14 protein-coding genes are annotated in these 17,469 nt (G+C 46.7%); 6 read left to right on the top strand and 8 right to left on the bottom strand.

What is annotated here, in order from left to right; all coding sequences use genetic code 11:
- Positions 1–77: 77 nt before the first annotated feature.
- The 3 genes from BLV62_RS06115 to BLV62_RS06105 all read right to left on the bottom strand — a co-directional run bounded on the left by BLV62_RS06115 (position 78) and on the right by BLV62_RS06105 (position 2,627).
- Entirely contained in the window at positions 78–869 is a 792-nt protein-coding gene (locus tag BLV62_RS06115) for an SDR family NAD(P)-dependent oxidoreductase (protein WP_089759735.1), read from the bottom strand.
- A 142-nt stretch (positions 870–1,011) separates the two neighbouring features.
- On the bottom strand, positions 1,012–2,010 hold the full coding sequence (locus BLV62_RS06110; RefSeq protein ID WP_089759734.1) for an SDR family oxidoreductase: 999 nt from the start codon (positions 2,008–2,010) through the stop codon (positions 1,012–1,014).
- Between the two features lie 224 nt (positions 2,011–2,234).
- The gene (locus tag BLV62_RS06105; protein ID WP_089759732.1) at positions 2,235–2,627 is read right to left on the bottom strand and encodes a DoxX family protein; all 393 of its coding nucleotides are present in this window, start codon (positions 2,625–2,627) and stop codon (positions 2,235–2,237) included.
- Between the two features lie 88 nt (positions 2,628–2,715).
- Between BLV62_RS06105 and BLV62_RS06100 the strand changes: the two genes are divergently transcribed.
- Positions 2,716–3,102 (top strand): winged helix-turn-helix transcriptional regulator, encoded by a 387-nt coding sequence (locus BLV62_RS06100; protein ID WP_089759731.1) that lies wholly within the window; start codon positions 2,716–2,718, stop codon positions 3,100–3,102.
- Positions 3,103–3,105: 3 nt separating this feature from the next.
- On the opposite strand, the gene BLV62_RS06095 is transcribed toward BLV62_RS06100, so the two are convergent.
- The 4 genes from BLV62_RS06095 to BLV62_RS06080 all read right to left on the bottom strand — a co-directional run bounded on the left by BLV62_RS06095 (position 3,106) and on the right by BLV62_RS06080 (position 8,465).
- Positions 3,106–4,626 (bottom strand): glycoside hydrolase family 43 protein, encoded by a 1,521-nt coding sequence (locus BLV62_RS06095; protein ID WP_089759728.1) that lies wholly within the window; start codon positions 4,624–4,626, stop codon positions 3,106–3,108.
- A gap of 27 nt (positions 4,627–4,653) precedes the next feature.
- Positions 4,654–5,484 carry an alpha/beta hydrolase gene (locus BLV62_RS06090; protein WP_089759727.1) on the bottom strand — a complete coding sequence of 277 codons (831 nt, stop codon included), beginning with the start codon at positions 5,482–5,484 and terminating at the stop codon, positions 4,654–4,656.
- A 555-nt stretch (positions 5,485–6,039) separates the two neighbouring features.
- Positions 6,040–7,569: a gluconokinase gene (locus BLV62_RS06085; RefSeq protein ID WP_089759726.1), complete on the bottom strand. Its 1,530-nt coding sequence runs from the start codon at positions 7,567–7,569 to the stop codon at positions 6,040–6,042.
- 11 nt (positions 7,570–7,580) lie between these two features.
- Positions 7,581–8,465 (bottom strand): helix-turn-helix domain-containing protein, encoded by an 885-nt coding sequence (locus tag BLV62_RS06080; RefSeq protein WP_089759725.1) that lies wholly within the window; start codon positions 8,463–8,465, stop codon positions 7,581–7,583.
- A 340-nt stretch (positions 8,466–8,805) separates the two neighbouring features.
- On the opposite strand from BLV62_RS06080, the gene BLV62_RS06075 reads away from it, so the two are divergent.
- The 4 genes from BLV62_RS06075 (at position 8,806) to BLV62_RS06060 (ending at position 15,395) form a co-directional block, all read left to right on the top strand.
- Positions 8,806–9,672: a helix-turn-helix domain-containing protein gene (locus tag BLV62_RS06075; protein ID WP_089759723.1), complete on the top strand. Its 867-nt coding sequence runs from the start codon at positions 8,806–8,808 to the stop codon at positions 9,670–9,672.
- A 177-nt stretch (positions 9,673–9,849) separates the two neighbouring features.
- Entirely contained in the window at positions 9,850–10,905 is a 1,056-nt protein-coding gene (locus BLV62_RS06070; RefSeq protein ID WP_089759721.1) for an NAD(P)-dependent alcohol dehydrogenase, read from the top strand.
- A gap of 308 nt (positions 10,906–11,213) precedes the next feature.
- Positions 11,214–13,757 (top strand): glycosyl hydrolase 2 galactose-binding domain-containing protein, encoded by a 2,544-nt coding sequence (locus tag BLV62_RS06065; RefSeq protein WP_089759719.1) that lies wholly within the window; start codon positions 11,214–11,216, stop codon positions 13,755–13,757.
- A 45-nt stretch (positions 13,758–13,802) separates the two neighbouring features.
- The gene (locus tag BLV62_RS06060) at positions 13,803–15,395 is read left to right on the top strand and encodes a DUF5005 domain-containing protein (RefSeq protein WP_089759717.1); all 1,593 of its coding nucleotides are present in this window, start codon (positions 13,803–13,805) and stop codon (positions 15,393–15,395) included.
- Positions 15,396–15,927: 532 nt separating this feature from the next.
- Here the strand turns inward: BLV62_RS06060 and BLV62_RS06050 are convergent.
- Positions 15,928–16,464, bottom strand: a complete 537-nt coding sequence (locus tag BLV62_RS06050) for an ORF6N domain-containing protein (RefSeq protein ID WP_089759713.1) — start codon at positions 16,462–16,464, stop codon at positions 15,928–15,930.
- A 448-nt stretch (positions 16,465–16,912) separates the two neighbouring features.
- Between BLV62_RS06050 and BLV62_RS06045 the strand changes: the two genes are divergently transcribed.
- Positions 16,913–17,464 carry an RNA polymerase sigma-70 factor gene (locus tag BLV62_RS06045; protein ID WP_168927745.1) on the top strand — a complete coding sequence of 184 codons (552 nt, stop codon included), beginning with the start codon at positions 16,913–16,915 and terminating at the stop codon, positions 17,462–17,464.
- Positions 17,465–17,469: the final 5 nt, after the last annotated feature.

The raw sequence follows: 17,469 nt of genomic DNA, 5'->3' as shown, positions 1-17,469 counted from the left end.
GCCCAACACCAGGAAGGCATCTCAAAAATTGAGCAACTGTAACTTCCACGATGTAAAGCCCGGCACTATTAGCAAGCCTACTCGTCCGATGGTTTCTGTTGATTATGCATCATTTGCGCTACCTGTTCATCAGGCGTAACATTACTCATAGCTACCTGCAGCTTGTTTTTCATGCCTGAAACCACTTTGTCTTTCCCGGCCATCAACGCATCGTAACCATCCCTGGCTACTACTTCTGCGGATGCCAGGCTTCCTTCTTTAACAATTTTAGATTCATTCATATCCGCCTTGTTAAAGAAGTCGGTTTCCGTTGGGCCGGGTAACAGGGAAGTAACTGTAACTCCCTTGTCTTTCACTTCATTGCGGATCGCTTCCGAAAATGAATGTACAAATGCCTTGGTGCCATGATACACAGCCTGTAATGGCCCCGGCATTTTTCCAGCAATGCTGGAAACGTTCAGTATCTTACCTTCTCCCCTGTTTACCATATCTATCAAAAACCGTTTTGTCAATATCACCAGGCTGCTGATATTCAGATCAATGATCGCTAATTCGCGTTCCAGGTCAGTTTCAATAAACTCTCCATACTGACCCTGTCCTGCATCATTTACCAGGACGTCAATTTCGATGCCTGCCGCCTTCACTTCGTCATATACTTCGTAAGCTTCCTGGGTATCAAAAAGGTCTTTAGCCAGCGTCATGATCTTCGGCGCTCCCAAAGTGCCCAGGGTTTGCACCGCCGTATCCAGTTCTTCCTGGTAACGTGCAACCAGCACCAGGCTGTAACCATCAATGGCAAAGAGTTTGGCCAACTCGTAGCCAATACCACTGGTAGCGCCCGTGATAAGTGCATATTTTAAAGTCGACATACTGATCAGGTTTTAAGGTTCAATAAATAACTCAACTCCATGGGTCCAATACCACCTTTACGCAATCTTCTTCCTTCTTCTGAAAGATCTTGTATGCATGCGCAATCTGCGATAAAGGCAGCCGGTGAGTGATAATATCAAATTACGGTTGTCCTGCCCCTCCGGATGCGCCATATATCTGGCCGTTTGCATAGCTGGCATCATTTGCCGCGAGCTGTACATAAATGGAAGCCAGTTCCGCTGGCTGGCCCGGACGGCCAAACGGCGTCTGTTTCCCAAACTGTGTCAGCTTCTCCTGCGTTGCTCCTCCGCTTACCTGCAACGGCGTCCAGATGGGGCCAGGCGCCACGCCATTCACCCTGATACCTTTTGGTCCCAGTTGCTTGGCGAGGGATTTAACATAGTTCATGGTTGCCGCTTTTGTTTGCGCATAATCATACAGGTCCGGCGACGGATCATATGCCTGTTCGGAAGTAGTGGCAATGATAGCCGATCCCGGCTGCAGGTGAGGAAGCGCTGCTTTGATTATCCAGAAAGGCGCGTAGATGTTGGTTTTCATCGTGGCGTCAAAATCTTCCGTGGTAAGGTCGGCGATCGACTGCCGGGTTTGTTGCCTTGCCGCGTTATTTACCACGATATCCAATCCGCCCAGGGCCTGTACTGCTTTTGCAACGAGGTCGGTACAAAACGATTCCTCTCTGAGGTCGCCCGGTATGCCAACGATCTTATGCCCTTCTTTTTTCAGCAGGGAAATTACTTCCTGTGCATCCGGCTCTTCTGTTGGATAATAGTTGATCACTACGTCTGCACCTTCGCGTGCATAAGCAATTGCGGCGGCTCTTCCCATCCCGGAATCGCCGCCCGTGATCAGGGCTTTGCGGCCTTTGAGCCGGTTACTGCCTTTATAACTTTTTTCTCCATGATCCGGCCTTGGGTTCATTTTGCCTGCCAAACCCGGCCAGGGCTGCGACTGGCGCTCGAACGGCGGCTTCGGATATTTGGAAACAGGATCTTCCAGTGAAGGAGATGCGCTGGCGGCCTGGCCCAGCGACTGTACAGGAAATGGCAGTACGGCAGATGCAAGGCCTGCGCCAATGCCGCCGAGCGCCTTCCTGCGGCTCATTACATTTTCTTTTTGCATAGATCACAGTATTTAACAAACTGAAAGGCTATACGAACTGAAGGTTTCACAGTGCAGTAATAGGTCTTTCAATGGCTAAAAACAGCTCCGAACAATTATGCCAGAATACAGAAAATGGCAGGAAGGCTAACAATACAAAAATGGTCAACAAACAACCGAGAAAAAATTCAACAAAAAAAACACAAAACGAGATTAAAATTGGGCGGCCAAAAACCTGAGCCTGATTAGCTTTGCAGCGGCCGTTTACGTCTTCCCCATGCAACAATTCCTGCAAGCAATGCAACCGTTATATTAAAACCTGTCACCTGCGCCTCATGCCTGCTGATATGAAATACAATTGCCGATAACATCAGCAAAACAATGCCTGCCGCTGCCCATACTGTCAGCCACGGTTTGATTTTAAGAATGGCGGGCAGGATGATCCCGATACCTCCCAGGAGATCGACCAGGCCCATAATGGTGAGCAGTAGCCGCGGCACTTCGCCGGTCCAGGGATACATAGCCGCCTGCTGTGCAACCGGCTGGAACAGTTTCATAGCGCCCGCCGATAAAAATAATACCGCCAGTAATCCTTGCAGTACCCACAAAAAAATGTTGAAGATTTGTTTACCAGACATAGTAGTATCATAATTTTCTGCGAAACTATGCTACCTTCACTTCAAATATTGAACTGCTATACTCCGGTATAGTTGCAAATGAATTACTATGCAGGCGCCTTTTGATCAATGGACCAACGCCAGGATATCGCCGGATACCTGTCCCCGGGAATATATGCTGGCCATTACCGATGTTATGAACGTATTCACCGGGAAGTGGAAACTTCCTGTAATTGGCGTATTGCTCTCCGGCGCCAAACGTTATACAGAAATAGAAAAAAGCATTCCCCGCATCAATCCGCGAATGCTGTCGAAAGAGTTGAAAGACCTTGAAGCCAATGGTATTATTTCCAGGAATACAAACAACGAAATGGTTGAATATATGTTAACTGCTTCCGGGCGGAAAATACAAAACATCCTGGATGCCATGATCTCCTGGGGCCTGGAGCACAGGAACAGCAACATCGGGGACGGGCGTTTAAAAAAATATGCCTGATCTCTATTGATGATCCTCTATATGGAAAAAATCAAAATCGGCATACCCGCCCGTTGTTTTAGCAGCATAATTAAACAACCCAAACCTATAGCCCATGAAGTGAGGGAGCGTATAAACCAGCTTGAACGAGTCACCTAGCTGGCTCCACTTTTCGCCGTCGAAACTATAATAGAAACTCCCTTTATCCTGGCGAAAATCGCAGCTGGCTTTCAGGTAAAGTTTGTTTTTGGAGAGGGGCAACCGCTGTTGCTCTCCCGATACCGCGGTTTCCATTACCAGGTATTTTTTACCCTCAAGCATCCGAATACCCGCCCATCCGAAATTTTTCTGCAGCAGAAGCAAACCGGCAACATCTCCTTCTTTCATGCCTGAGAGATCAACAGATGTAATGGCGGAGCATTCGGGTCCTATTGTCCGCTGCGTGAGCGTGTTCCGGGCATCCAGCGGCGATGTGGCGATATGCGATGTAGTTAACCTCAGGTATCCCTTGCGCCGGGTTAACGACCAGCTTTTGTTATCTGGATTGTGGTTCCACTGCCATACCAGCGGCAATTGTTTTTCATTAAACTCGTCGGATGCAACAAGGCCGGGAATATACCCTTTACTAGCCGGGAGCTCAAGCGAATCCGGAACCCGCCCGTTGACGCCTAACACAGGCCAGCCATCCTTCCACTGAACAGGCACCAGGTATGGTACTCTTCCTACCGCGCCCTGGTCTTTAAACAGGTAGGCCCACCAATTACCTTGCGGTGTATTGATCAAACCTCCCTGCGCCACACCTTTGTCCTGCAAGGCAACCCTGCCGGTATAAGGGCCCGTAAGTTTGTCGGCCTTATGGATCACTACCGTACGCATTCCGCCTTTAGGCCAGCAGATATTGAAGAGAAAATAGGCGCCGTCAATTTTGAATAACTGGGAGCCTTCAGCAGGCAAACCGACATTCCCGCCCGCCGGCAAACCCGCGTTTTCAATGATCACCTGGTCAAGCCCTCCCGGCTGTATGCCACTAAGATCAGGCTTCAACTCCGTTATCCGGATCTTCCCGCTGCCATATACCATATAGGCTTTCCCGTTATCAAAGAATAAACTGTGATCATGCAATAAGGGGCGGAAGTCGTGCCGTTCCCAGTCCCCTTTCTCAATATCTTTTGTTGTATAGATATATGTTTTACCCGTAGTACCGGAGAAAGTTGTTGCGTAGAAGGTATTGTTTTCGTAACGCAGACTGCTGGCCCAGGACCCTTGCCCATAGGCATTCTTCCCGTTCTTTAAATTGAGCGCGTCCACATCGGCCAGGGTATCGTACACATAGCCAAGCAACTGCCAGTTGACCAGGTCCGTAGATCTCATAATAGGCAAACCCGGACTCATATGCATGGTAGTACTGCTCATATAATAAACGCTGTCTACCCGGATCATAGAGAGATCGGGCACATCGGCGTAAATAATGGGATTATGTGCTGATTGGGCGCTGATTTTGAATATCGAACAAAATAGAATAACAACGGTCAGTATGCTTCTCATAGATCAAATGCTGTTCTGTTGGCCGGTTTACCTGAATAATAACTGCGAATACATGTAAAGCCCGTTTTTCCATACTTTAAAGTCGTGGTTGCCCGGCTCAGTAAAATAAATGTGAGGGATATCTTTTTCTACCAGGTAATCATGCGTCCTTTTGCTGAAGCTGATCAACCGGTCTTCATTGCCGCAGGAAATAAACAGGAGTTTCAGTTTACTTTTAACGGCAGCGGGATCAGGAATGAGCTGTTCGGGCGCCTTGGTATTGGGCGCAGCCGAGAAAGCGCCTACCCAGGCAAAGGTATCCAGGTTGCCAAGGCCGAAGTTCAGGGATTGGCCTCCGCCCATCGACAGCCCTGCAATAGCCCTGCTTTCGCGGTTTGATAAAGCAGGAAATTTCTTTTCGATGAAAGGAATAAGATCATCCAGCAGGTCTTTTTCGAAAGTGGCAAATGCCTGTACTTTGTCCGGCGCCATAATATTTCCGGTAGCCCTGTCATCTTTCATTGCCCTTCCGTTTGGCATTACTACGATCATAGGCTTGATCTTTTTCTGTGCATACAGGTTGTCCAGGATCACCTGCGGTTGCCCTCCATTCAGCCATTCTTTCTCATCTCCCCCTATTCCATGTAACAGGTACAGAACAGGATATTTCTGCTGCGGATCATACCCCGGCGGCAGGTAAATAATAGCCCTGCGGGTTGCGCCTACTGTTTTTGAGTCGTAGCTCACAGTATCTATTGTGCCATGCGGAATGTTTTGCCGGTAAGCATCAAATCCTTCCGGCGCCGGCTGAGGCGTGGATTGTGAACGAACTGCCAGGTTAGTGGTAATAGCCAGTAAAAAGAGGAAAATATATTTCATGGATCGTTGTTTTTAGATTTAATAGAGAAGGAGACGCTGGAAAGCATCTCCCCTATTTCCACGATATTAAGTATCACTCAGTACCATACCAGGGATCTGAGGAAATCTTGGTCCTTCCTGTTGCAGGAACCGGACTTAATTTATTTTCAGGCGCTTGGCCATTGGTAATCGTTGTGAAGTATAAAAGATTTTAACTGTTGTATAAACCCGTTGCCGGAAGATGTTTTCATAATCGTGTTCTTTTCGTTTTCAAGTCCGGGAGCCACAAACATTGCTGTTCAAGAAAAACATTCATCCAATGTGAGCCTGAATTTATTACAGGCTCACATGGAATCCCGCCCTGAGCGATTTTCCGTGGAAAATATGCATAGTTAGAAATCGGTTCTTATTGCATAAAACAGTACCAACAGTTCTTTCTTCTCCTTTCGTTGCTGCAACTAAATAACTGGTTGAAAATTATTCGTCGGCGTGTTGGCTTTTAAAAGATCATACTGTAAAGAAAGTAAATTACTGTCGTTAAAAAGTATAAAATCTACCGGTGTAAAAATTTAGAAATTAGTGTTTATCTGACAACAATGTTAATTCATCCAGGAGTTCAAATTCCGGGCTGAGCTTATCTGTCAGTTTTTCAAACAATTGATGGTATTTAGCATAAATAGCATGATTAGCCGGATCGGGATGCACGGGGGCATGAAGGGTGATAGATTTTGCCGCTTCTTCCAGGGAACGGTATATACCAAATTCCTTGGCGCTTAGTAAAAAGGCCCCGGTGCTAACAGCGCTTACATGCTGGTTTACGCTCATAGGAATATTGAAAATATCGGCCAGCAGGCGGCTGATCAGCGGGGCAGTTACAAAACTACCGTTCACCGTGATCTGGCTGATATCCCGGTGTTGCAGCAATAATTTCCCGATACTGTACATTTCAAACAGTATTCCTTCTATGGTAGCCCTGATAAAATGCCGGCGATCATGGTTGATATTGGCGCCAAAATATACGCCCCTGGCGCTGGGGTTCCAGATAGGCGCCCTTTCCCCCAACAGGTACGGCAAAAAGAGCAGTCCGTCTGCGCCGGCATCTACCTGTTCGGCCATTAATAACAGGTCGCGCATTACCATTTCATCGCTGTAGCTGTCTGTATAATTGGCAAACTGCCTGCTAAACCATTCAAATACCACGCTGCCGTTATTCGAAGGACCACCGGAGATATAATAGTGTTCATCAAGAATATAATTAAACATCCTGCAGCCTTCGTCCTGCAATACCTTCCGGCCTATGATCCGCATGGCTGCACTGTCTTCAATAGTGATAGTCGCCCGGCCTTCTTCCATGATTCCGCCGCCCAGGGAAGCGAAGCATCCATCGCTCGACCCGGCAATTATCTTGGTTTCAGGCCCTATTCCCAGCGAAACCTGGTACTGTCTTTTCAGCTTGCAGGAACTGTCAGAGATAGGAACTATATCCGGTAACTGTGTGGGAGTTATACCGGCATAATCCAACGCCTCCTGTTCCCAGCCGAAATGGTGAATATTCAGCAAACCGGTGGCGGAAGCGAGGCTCAGGTCTATAACATAGCGCCCGGTCAGCTGCATGATAATATAACTTTTGATAGAGAGGAACATGGAAGTTTTTTCAAACTTTTCCTGTTGGTTGCTTTTCAGCCAAAGAATTTTCAGGAGGGGCGACATAGGGTGGATCGGGGTACCGGTAGCTTCATACAGCTTCCTGGCGAGGGCTTTTGTACGCAACCGTTTTGTTTCCTGCTTGCCGCGGTTATCGGCCCAGGTGATAGCATTGCCCAACGGAACGCCGTTCCTGTCAACCGCCAGCAAACTATGCATGGAAGCGCTGAAACACAGGGAAACGATCTGGTATTTACCAGTACTCTTTATCTCGCTTACCAGGTTCTTTAAAACAAACAGCATAGTAATAAAGATCTGCTCAGGGTCCTGTTCACTGTAATCGGCCGCGGGATGAAAAGTAGTGTATGCACCCCTGTTAAAACCGACTATTGCTCCATTTGTATCAAACGCATATACTCTTACAGCATTTGTACCTAATTCTATGCTTATGAAACAATCCATATACTACTGTATTAAAGGTATAAATTTTTTTTCCTGAACTCCCTGGGCGTATAGCCGGTGAGTTTTTTAAATGTTGTTGAAAAATGCTGTGATGAATAGAAACCGGTATCTAAAGCGATATCGGTAACATTCAGGTCAGGTTGTTTCAATAACCTGGTTGCTTCGGTAACCCGCAGATTGATGAGATAGGAAAGCGGGGAAAAACCGGAATAACTCCTTACCCGCTCTGTGAATGAAGTAGTTCCCATGCCTACGCTGGCAGCCATTTCTTCCACTGTCCACTGGTGCGCTAAATTCTGTCTCAGCATTTGTTCCAATTGCAGGAATTTCTTTGGAAAATCCCTGCTGGAGGCGCTCTGGCGGGTCAGTTGCCTGACAAGCACGATGATCAGTTCGTCGAGCAATTGGTTCACCATACTGGCATAGCCCACTTCCCGCTGTTGCAGTTCTGTATAAATGTCCTGGAATATCCTGCTTACTTCATTTAAAATAGGAAGATGCGCCGCCCGGTGCATCCTGAATATATGCTCGATGGTCAGCGCCTCGCTTTCCGAAAACCCGCTCCACTTTCCCTGGGTCCTTCCTTTATCTAACAGGCAATCAATGTCTAAATGTATCCATGCCACCGTACCCACATCCAGGGTCCCATTCACCCCACCGATCTTTTCACCGGGCATTACATATACTGCATCTTTAGGCAGGATAATAGATCGCCGCCCGGCAACCTGCCAGTCAAACTTCCCATCAATAACATAATAAACACAGAACCGGGTTGCCACTATTTCCGGAAAGGCATTCAACTGCACGGAAAGATTCTTCCTCACTCCCATTTCCAGAATATGCGGGAACAACATCAATTCGTTTCCATTATCCTGTTTAAATAGAAATTGATTCATTAGCGACTTATTCGACCTCCCTTATTTATTCATAGTTATCAGAACACCTGTCCGTTTGCGCCCTCCGGGATCGGGCTTGTTATTCATTCCCCGGCAACGTGGGTAAAGGCTTTTTTTCATCCTGACAGACCAGTTCAGACTATCCTGCAACAATATAATAAATATAAATTGTTAATTTGACATTTATATATCATCAAAGCAACGATATTACCGCATCAGGGATAAATTGCTATTAAAACCCCGCCGGCGGAACTGTTTCCCCCCGGCAGGGTTTTAATAACTTCAAAATCTCTTCAAAAACCACATTTAAATAGCAACATTGCTTAATCAAATCATGCGAATGAATTACAAGAGGGAAAAACCTGTTCAGAAAGCCGGGAACATCCCTTCTCAGGGCTACCTGGTTTACGAGATACACACCAATACTGCCAAAGATTATAGTAGAAAAGATTTTTATAAGATTTGCCTGGTCAGCGGCCGGCACCTGATAGAATATGCCGACAGGGGTATCGAGATCAATGGCAACAACCTGTTTTTTGGCACCCCGCATATTCCCTATTCGTGGGAAGTGGTGTCAACCGATCAGGCCGGTTACAGCATCCTGTTCACAGAGCAATTCCTTAAAACCGGCATCAGTTCGGAGAGCCTGCAGCAATCCCCTCTATTCAGGATCGGCGGAACGCCTATTTTTAACCTTTCAGGAGAACAGCGCGACTATATAGCAGGTATTTTCAGGAAGATGATCGGGGAGCAGGATTCCGACTATATTTTCAAAGAAGAACTGATGCGCAACTGTATAAACCTGATCATCCATGAAGCGCTGAAAATGCACCCCAGCGAGGGGTATTTCAAACAGAAAAACGCATCTGCCAGGATCGCCTCCCTGTTTATGGAGCTGCTGGAAAGACAGTTCCCGGTAGACAGCCAACGACAACTCACCATCAAAACCCCTCACGATTTTGCAGACGTCCTGGCTGTACATGTGAATCACCTGAACCGGTCGGTGAAGGAGATTACGGGCAAGCCTACGTCCCTTCACATTGCGGAAAGGATTGTTACCGAGGCCAAATCGTTGCTGGAGCATACCGACTGGAGTATAACCGAGATCGCCTACGCGCTGGGATTTGAATACCCTACTCATTTCAACACCTATTTCAAAAAACTGACGGGAAAAGCGCCTACCGCCTACCGTACAGAAAATGTTTGATTTATTTAGATAATGGTTTGAATTGCATTAGCCCTGGCGCCGTCATACCCCTAAATTTGCACCCGGTACAACAAAGTCCTTTTATGCCCTCATACAACCGAATGGTATGGAATAATGTTATAGTCTGGCATTCGGCCTGAAAAAGCCATCTCCCTTAATCTAAAATAAACAACTAAAATGAGCACAGTTAACACTAAAGCATTCGGAACTACCGCTGCAGATAAGCCGCTGGATCAACTTACCATCGAAAGGAGGACTCCAACCCCCCACGATGTGGAGATCGAGATCCTCTATTGCGGTGTATGCCACTCCGACCTGCATACAGCCAGGAACGAATGGCATGGATCTGTTTACCCTGTAGTTCCGGGACACGAAATTGTTGGAAGGGTAACAAGGGTAGGCGATCACGTTAGCAAATTCAAAGTAGGCGACCTGGCTGCCGTTGGCTGCATGGTAGATTCCTGCAGGGAATGCGAGTATTGCCAACAGGGACTGGAGCAATACTGCGAACCGGGAAATACGCTGACCTACAACTCGCCCGATAAACACCTGGGCGGACAAACTTACGGAGGTTATTCAGAGCGTGTTGTGGTAGATGAAAATTATGTACTCCATGTACCGGCCAACCTCGACCTGGCTGCCACTGCGCCGCTATTATGCGCCGGCATCACTACCTGGTCGCCCCTCCGCCACTGGCAGGTAGGACCTGGCAAAAAAGTAGGTATTGTGGGTATCGGAGGTCTGGGCCATATGGGTATTAAATTCGCGAAGGCAATGGGTGCGCATGTAGTAGTGTTCACCACTTCTCCTTCAAAATTTGAAGATGCAAAACGTTTAGGCGCCGACGAAGTAGTGCTGTCTACCGACCGCGCCCAGATGAAGCAATACCGCAAAAAGCTGGATTTCGTCCTGGACTGCGTATCAGCAGAACATGATATCAATGCTTACCTGGCCCTGCTTCGCGTAGACGGTACCCTGGCACTGGTAGGCGCGCCTGAGCACCCGCTTCCTGTAGCGGCTTTCGCCCTGATCCCTGGAAGGGTGAACTTCGCAGGATCTACTATCGGAAGCATCAAAGAAACCCAGGAAATGCTGGATTTCTGCGGCGAGCATAATATCACTTCCGATATCGAAATGATCAACATCCAACAGATCAATGAAGCCTATGACCGTCTTCTTAAAGGAGATGTACATTACAGGTTTGTAATTGACATGGCTTCCCTGAAAAACTAAAGCAGGATTAGCCGGTAAGGCATCGTCGACCATCCCGCAATAACGCCGGAAGAGTTTAGGAATCAGAAAGCCCGGAAAGGATGCAGGCAAGCCCTCCTGGTATTAAAAATAAATCTGCTAAGGCCCGGTTCACTGCCCGGGCCTTTTTTATTGCCCCGCCTATACCCGCCATACGCCATATTCGTCAACCAGTTTACCAGTTAGCAAGATTCCCTGATTGTGAGTTACGGTAAATCACGTTTCCCGTGTCATTATTTAAATGGCATTGCTCAACATGCCTTATTAGTACATAAACAATTTCGAATTAAATGCTTTTAGTTAAACAACCGCTGAAGCATATAGTGAGCCTATCGCTATATCTAAGCCTTTTCTTTGCCATTAACCTAAGAACGAGCGCACAGACCATTTCACTCAGCAACTGGAAAATTATCCCGGCGGGAGAAATAAACGGAACCGGAAATTCGGTGTCCCAACCTGGCTTTCCGGTGAGCAACTGGACAGACGCACAAGTGCCGGGCACTCCATTCACAGCCTATGTAGCGGCAGGGAAAGAAAGCGATCCCAACTTCGGCGACAACATTTACAACGTTAATAAAGCTAAGTACCAGCAGGCATTCTGGTATCGTACAACCTTTCAAAATACAGCGCCTTCCAATAAAAAAGCCTGGCTGCATTTCGACGGCATTAATAAACGCGGAGATATTTATTTCAACGGCCAACGGTTAAACGCCAATGCCGACAGTTTAGGCGGCCTGGTGAACCGCAGCAGGTTCGATATCACATCGTTGCTGCAACCCGGCGACAATGTAGTGGCAGTATACCTGCATGCGCCGCCTCCCACTCCCCTCGCCAATGCGGCAAGTCCAACTTACCTGTCGAGCCAGGGTTGGGACTGGATGCCTGAAGTGCCGGGGCTCAACATGGGCATCACCGGTAAAGTATATCTTTCCTACTCCGGCGCCGTTACTATTGAAGATCCGTGGATCAGGACATTATCGGCCAGCCGGTCGGAAGCCGTAATAACGCCATCGGCTACACTGAGAAATAACGGCAGCAGCAGTATTACCGGCGTAATAACAGGCACTATACAACCAGGCAACATCCGCTTTTCGCAGCAGGTAACCCTGGCGCCGCAAACCGGTTCCCTGGTTACCTTTCCTGCATTGAATATCGTTAACCCGAAACTGTGGTGGCCAAACGGCTATGGAGAGCCAAACCTATATACCTGCAACTGGACGTTTAAAGAGAGTACCGCTAACAGCATATCCGACAATAAAGAAACCAGGTTTGGCATCAGGAAATATACCTACGACAGCACAGGCGGAGTTTTTCATATTAACGTCAACGGCGTACGTGTTTTCCTGAAAGGAGGCAACTGGGGAATGTCGGAATACCTGCTCCGGTGCCGGGATTATGATATGAGGGTGCGGCTTCACAGGGAAATGAATTTCAATATAATCCGTAACTGGCTTGGTTCTACAACGGATGAGGAATTTTATGAAGCCTGTGATAAATATGGTATTATGGTATGGGATGACTTCTGGTTTAATAACTCCTTCGGTTACCCGAGAGAAGAGAAAGTTTACCAGGTAAATGTTGTGGAGAAGATCAAACGATTCAGGAACCACCCTTCAATTGCGTTGTGGTGCGGCTCCAATGAAGGCTTTCCGCCAAAGGGGTTAAATGATCATAACAAAGAGAGTATAGCCGTTTACGATGGGAATGACAGATTTTACCAACCCTGCTCCAACACTGGCCCGGGTTTTTCCGGCAGCGGGCTTTGGGTGCATATGAATCTTACCTCTTACTTTACAGATCCGGTCAACTTCGGAAATTACCATAACTGGGGAATCAGGAGTGAAATAGGCAGTGCAGTATTCCCGAATGTGGAAAGCCTCCGGAAGTTCATTCCTGAACCAGCGTTATGGCCAAGGAACGAAATGTGGGACAAACATTTCTTCAGCAAGAAATATGAACTTGGCGGAGTAGCAGGCCCCGATAGCTATATGTCGGACATTGCCAGGAGCTACGACTCCGCTACGAATATCAACGATTTCTGCAAAAGGGCGCAACTGTTCAACCTGGAAATCAACAAGGCCATGTTCGAGGGCTGGCAGGACCGGCTCTGGAACGACGCGTCAGGCATCCTGCTTTGGATGAGTCAATCCGCCTACCCCAGCATGATCTGGCAAACCTATGATTATTACCTCGACCTTACAGGCGCATTCTTTGGTGCGAAGCTGGCCTGCGAACCTGTGCATATTCAATGGAACTGCGCTAACGATTCCATTAAGGTCATCAACAATACTTTATTGCCCCAACATCAACTGTCGGCTACCGCTATGCTTTACAACACGCAGGGAGAGGCTATCCCGGGTTCCCGCAGGGATACCGTGATGTCCCTGCTTCCCGGTACTGCCAAAAGCTGTTTCCGTATGAGTTTTGACGCAGCCCCGGCTTCCCAACCCTATTTCCTGAAACTCATATTAAAGAACCGCAGGGGTAAGATATCCGAGAATCTTTATTGGAGAGGCCCGGGAGGCAACAGGGATTATACGCAGTTAAACACGCTTCCGCCGGCGAGGTTGGATATCCGTTCCAAAAGCCGCAAGCTGTCGAACGGGCGGCTGTTGATCACCAGTACGATCAAAAATACCGCAGGTACCGCATTTGGCATCAGGGTACGGTTAATGAAAGGAAAAGATCAGGTTCCTGTTTTACCGGTGATCATGAACAATAACTATTTTACTTTACTGAAAGGAGAAAGCAGGCAGGTTGAAATAGAAGTTGACCCGGCGCTTTTAGGTAGTGAAGTTTATAAAGTAGTAGCTATTCCGTATAACAACGAATAATGAACTATTTATTTCAAATATTCATTCACCTCAAAAATTCCACAAATGAAAAGCTACCATCTTTCATTATGTATCCTGTTTTTCGTGGGCGCCGCCCTGCTTACTTTCTCCGGCTGTAAAAAAGAGCAGCCCCTGGATAAGATCAACGGGAACAAACTGGCGTTGGGCAACACTACCCTGGATGCCGGTATCAACGGGCTATACAGCATCACCTGTGTAACAGGGGGAAATGCCATAGAAATAGGCTCCTCTTCTACCGCCAATTATGCCCCTGTAACCCAGTATGCAAATTTCTTCTTCCAGAACCAGAAATGGGTGATCACTGATAATGGCAGCGGCTATTACAAGATCATGAATGCCTACAGCGGGAAATTCCTGGACGTTCCGGGAAGTACAACTGTATCAGGTACGCAGCTGAACCAATATGAAGGCAATAACACAGACGCGCAGCTATGGAGCATTACCAGCGTTGGCAACGGCGCTTACAAGATCACTAATAAAGGTAACGGGCTTGCCGTAACCAATCATAACGGGTCTACCACCAGCGGTACGCCTGTTACCCAGGAAACCTATACAGGCAGCAATACCCAGCACTGGATACTTACCCTCAACACGGATGCGGAGTATATTCCAAACGGGGGCTGGGCATCGGGTATCCAGGTGTTCAAAGACCTGAGGTATAATGCCTACCTGACCCGCTACAGTGGCTGGAATGGAGGCGATGGCTGTTATTCGCTCCTGCTGCCAGGCAACAACGTGCTCTGGACCTTCCAGGACAGCTTCTTCGGAGATATAGACAATAACCGCAGCAGGGACGGCAATATTAACGCGTTCCGTCGTAATGCCGGCATCCTGCAACAGAATATGTCTACCAGCAGCTTTGTGCAGTTAAACAGCGGAACCGGTAACAACTCTCAAACCTGGATACAATACGATAACCTGGCATCGAACGACGATAAGGAACTCTATTGGCCCGGGGATGCACAGGTACATGGCAGTACGGTACAGGTATTATTAAGTCACCTGAAATACAATACCAGCGGCGGGTTGGATCATCCGGGCACCGACCTTGCCATTCTTTCCCTTCCCAGCCTTACGCTTACCCAGGTGATCAAGAATAAATTTGTTGGCAACACTACCTATGACGGAGGGTTACTGACGAACGACGACGGTTATACCTACATGTATGGCAGCACAGATAACGGCGTTGCTGTTGCCAGGGCAGCCAGCAATGATCTTACCCAACCCTGGCAGTTCTATACCAGTTCGGGTTGGCAGAATACACCGGATAATACGGTTATTATTCCGGAGAGAGCATCTATTCCCAATGTATTTAAGTCGGGCAACAAGTATTATTTCGTAACGCAAAACCCAAATATCTACCTGAGCAAGGACATATATATCTATGAATCTGCAAGCCACATCGGCCCGTGGACAAATAAACGCGTCCTTTACCTGGAGCCGGTTATTCCTGATGTGCTCACCTATAACGCTTCGTTGCACCAGGAGTTATCGAGAGAGGGAGAACTGGTATTATCTTACAATACCAATCCTTTTAATTTTTGGGATAATTTCAATGCGCCGGGAAGTGCGGATAAGTATAGGCCGTATTTTGTGAGGATATATAACTGGAAGTAAGGAGAAAATAACCGGGCCACAGACAAACATCTGTGGCCTGGTTTATGGTTATAAAGTGTCGAGGAATCTTATAACTACTATCAATAATTGTTATCTCAAATTCGTCAACAGAATTTTTACTTCTACCGTAATACCGGTGTTTGTGGCCCCCTGCTATTCGGCCATTATCAGATGAAGCTCCCTATTGAAAAGTGCCCTTATCTATTAAAGACCAATCCACTTTACTCATTAAGTAGAACATGAAGATCAGATTTGATAAAATTAGTACTATTATAGACCAGACAATTATACCCCCTCTAAGCTGCTGTTTTCCGGATTGCTTATCCAATTCCCTAACATACAACTTCCATTTGTCGTTATGCAAAAATAAGATGTAATTAAGCCCCAATAACATATCGCGTTTCACCTATTCCCTTAACCGCATTGATTTTACATCATACAACACTGCAAGATCACGACTTAACATTACCTTATGGCCTCTGATGTAATAGATTTTATGATTACCGCATCCCACCAGAACTCTCACTGTTACCTATTCTGCCGTCTCATTATGCCGTGTAAATCCGATCATATTACGCGACTCCTGTGGCTTATTTATCAAATGCTCCAGCACACGATAAATATCCTCGAACTGATTATCATATTGCTCCCGCATTTCCTCCAGTACTCGCATTACCTCTTTGTAATTAACCGATAATTTGCGTAATGATATAAAGGTTCTCATTATGGCTATATTCATTTCTATAGCCGTATCACTTTTTAATACACTGGATAACATAGCCACTCCTGTTTCTGTAAAAGCAAATGGTTTTGCGCCGCCAAGATACTTTTTGTGTGGTATCACATTTTGTGATACCACCGCTTCTACTTCATCTTCGGTCAACTCGAACATAAAGTCTTCCGGGAAGCGTTCCATATTGCGCCGTACTGCCTGTTTTAAGGTCCTCGTTTCTACACCGTACAACTCTGCAAGATGAAGATCCAATATTACTTTTTCTTCCCTTATCAATACTATTCGCTGCATAATTCTTTCTTCCGGAACTATCAGCGATTGTTTTGATTTTTCCATTTACATAATGGTTTGATGATTAAAAATATCTTTCTTATAGCAAATAGTAACGGGCTACAGCCTTTTGTAACCTATCCAGCACACTTTGTTTATATGCCTCTACAGAACTAACGTATTTATGGTCTGCCAGGTACTGTATTTTCTAAGATCATATCCTTTTAACCAACGGATAATAAGCTGTTTTTCCACTTCATGCAGGCAGTCCATTATCTAATACACCTTGAAGCTCGCTAAGGTCATATTCCTGGCAACAGTTCTTCGTTTGGCATATATCATAATCTTACCTTCTCTTAGCTGTAAATCAGATATTTTTCGCATTCACCACCTACCCTACCTCCCTAACCTTAATCCTACCATCCCCCCGCTTCAGCAAAAAAAATTTTAAACAACACATAGGGTAAGCGGCGGGAGAAGTGTTATATTCCTTGGTAAGGAATACATTAACGTTTTGGAGAAGGCGAAAGACAACCATCCGTTGGCTACATTTGAGCAGCTCTTTCATGTTTATCATGCAAGGCTGCACTACTATGCCTTTACCATGCTGAAAGACCCTGATGCGGCGGACGATGTGGTACAACTGGTGTTCAAAAAACTCTGGGAAAAACGGGACGAGCTGCTGATGGAAGGGGCTATTAAAGGGTATCTTTATAAGGCCACGCACAACCTTTGCCTGAACTATATACGTGATAACAAGATAAGAAAACAGCATACATCTGCTGCAACGGCGCATACCGTTAATGTTGAGAGCAATACAAAGGACAAGGTGATCACCGGAGAGCTGACTTCCCTCATACATCAAGTGATGGGCGATCTGCCGCCTCAATGCAGGCTTGTTTTTGTTAAAAGCAGGATGGAAGGAAAGAAATATGCCGATATAGCGCGGGAGATGGATATTTCCGTGAAAACTGTGGAAGCGCAGATAGGCAAGGCATTGAAGATATTCCGGGCAAGACTGGCTGACTATCTCGTTGTAATACTGATAATAGGTATATTGATATAAAATGA

It is taken from the genome of Chitinophaga terrae (ex Kim and Jung 2007) (assembly GCF_900107795.1).
In the GTDB taxonomy this organism is placed as follows: Bacteria; Bacteroidota; Bacteroidia; order Chitinophagales; family Chitinophagaceae; genus Chitinophaga; species Chitinophaga terrae.
The sequence above is the reverse complement of the archived record's forward strand: the minus strand, read 5'-3'. Positions and strand labels throughout refer to the sequence as shown.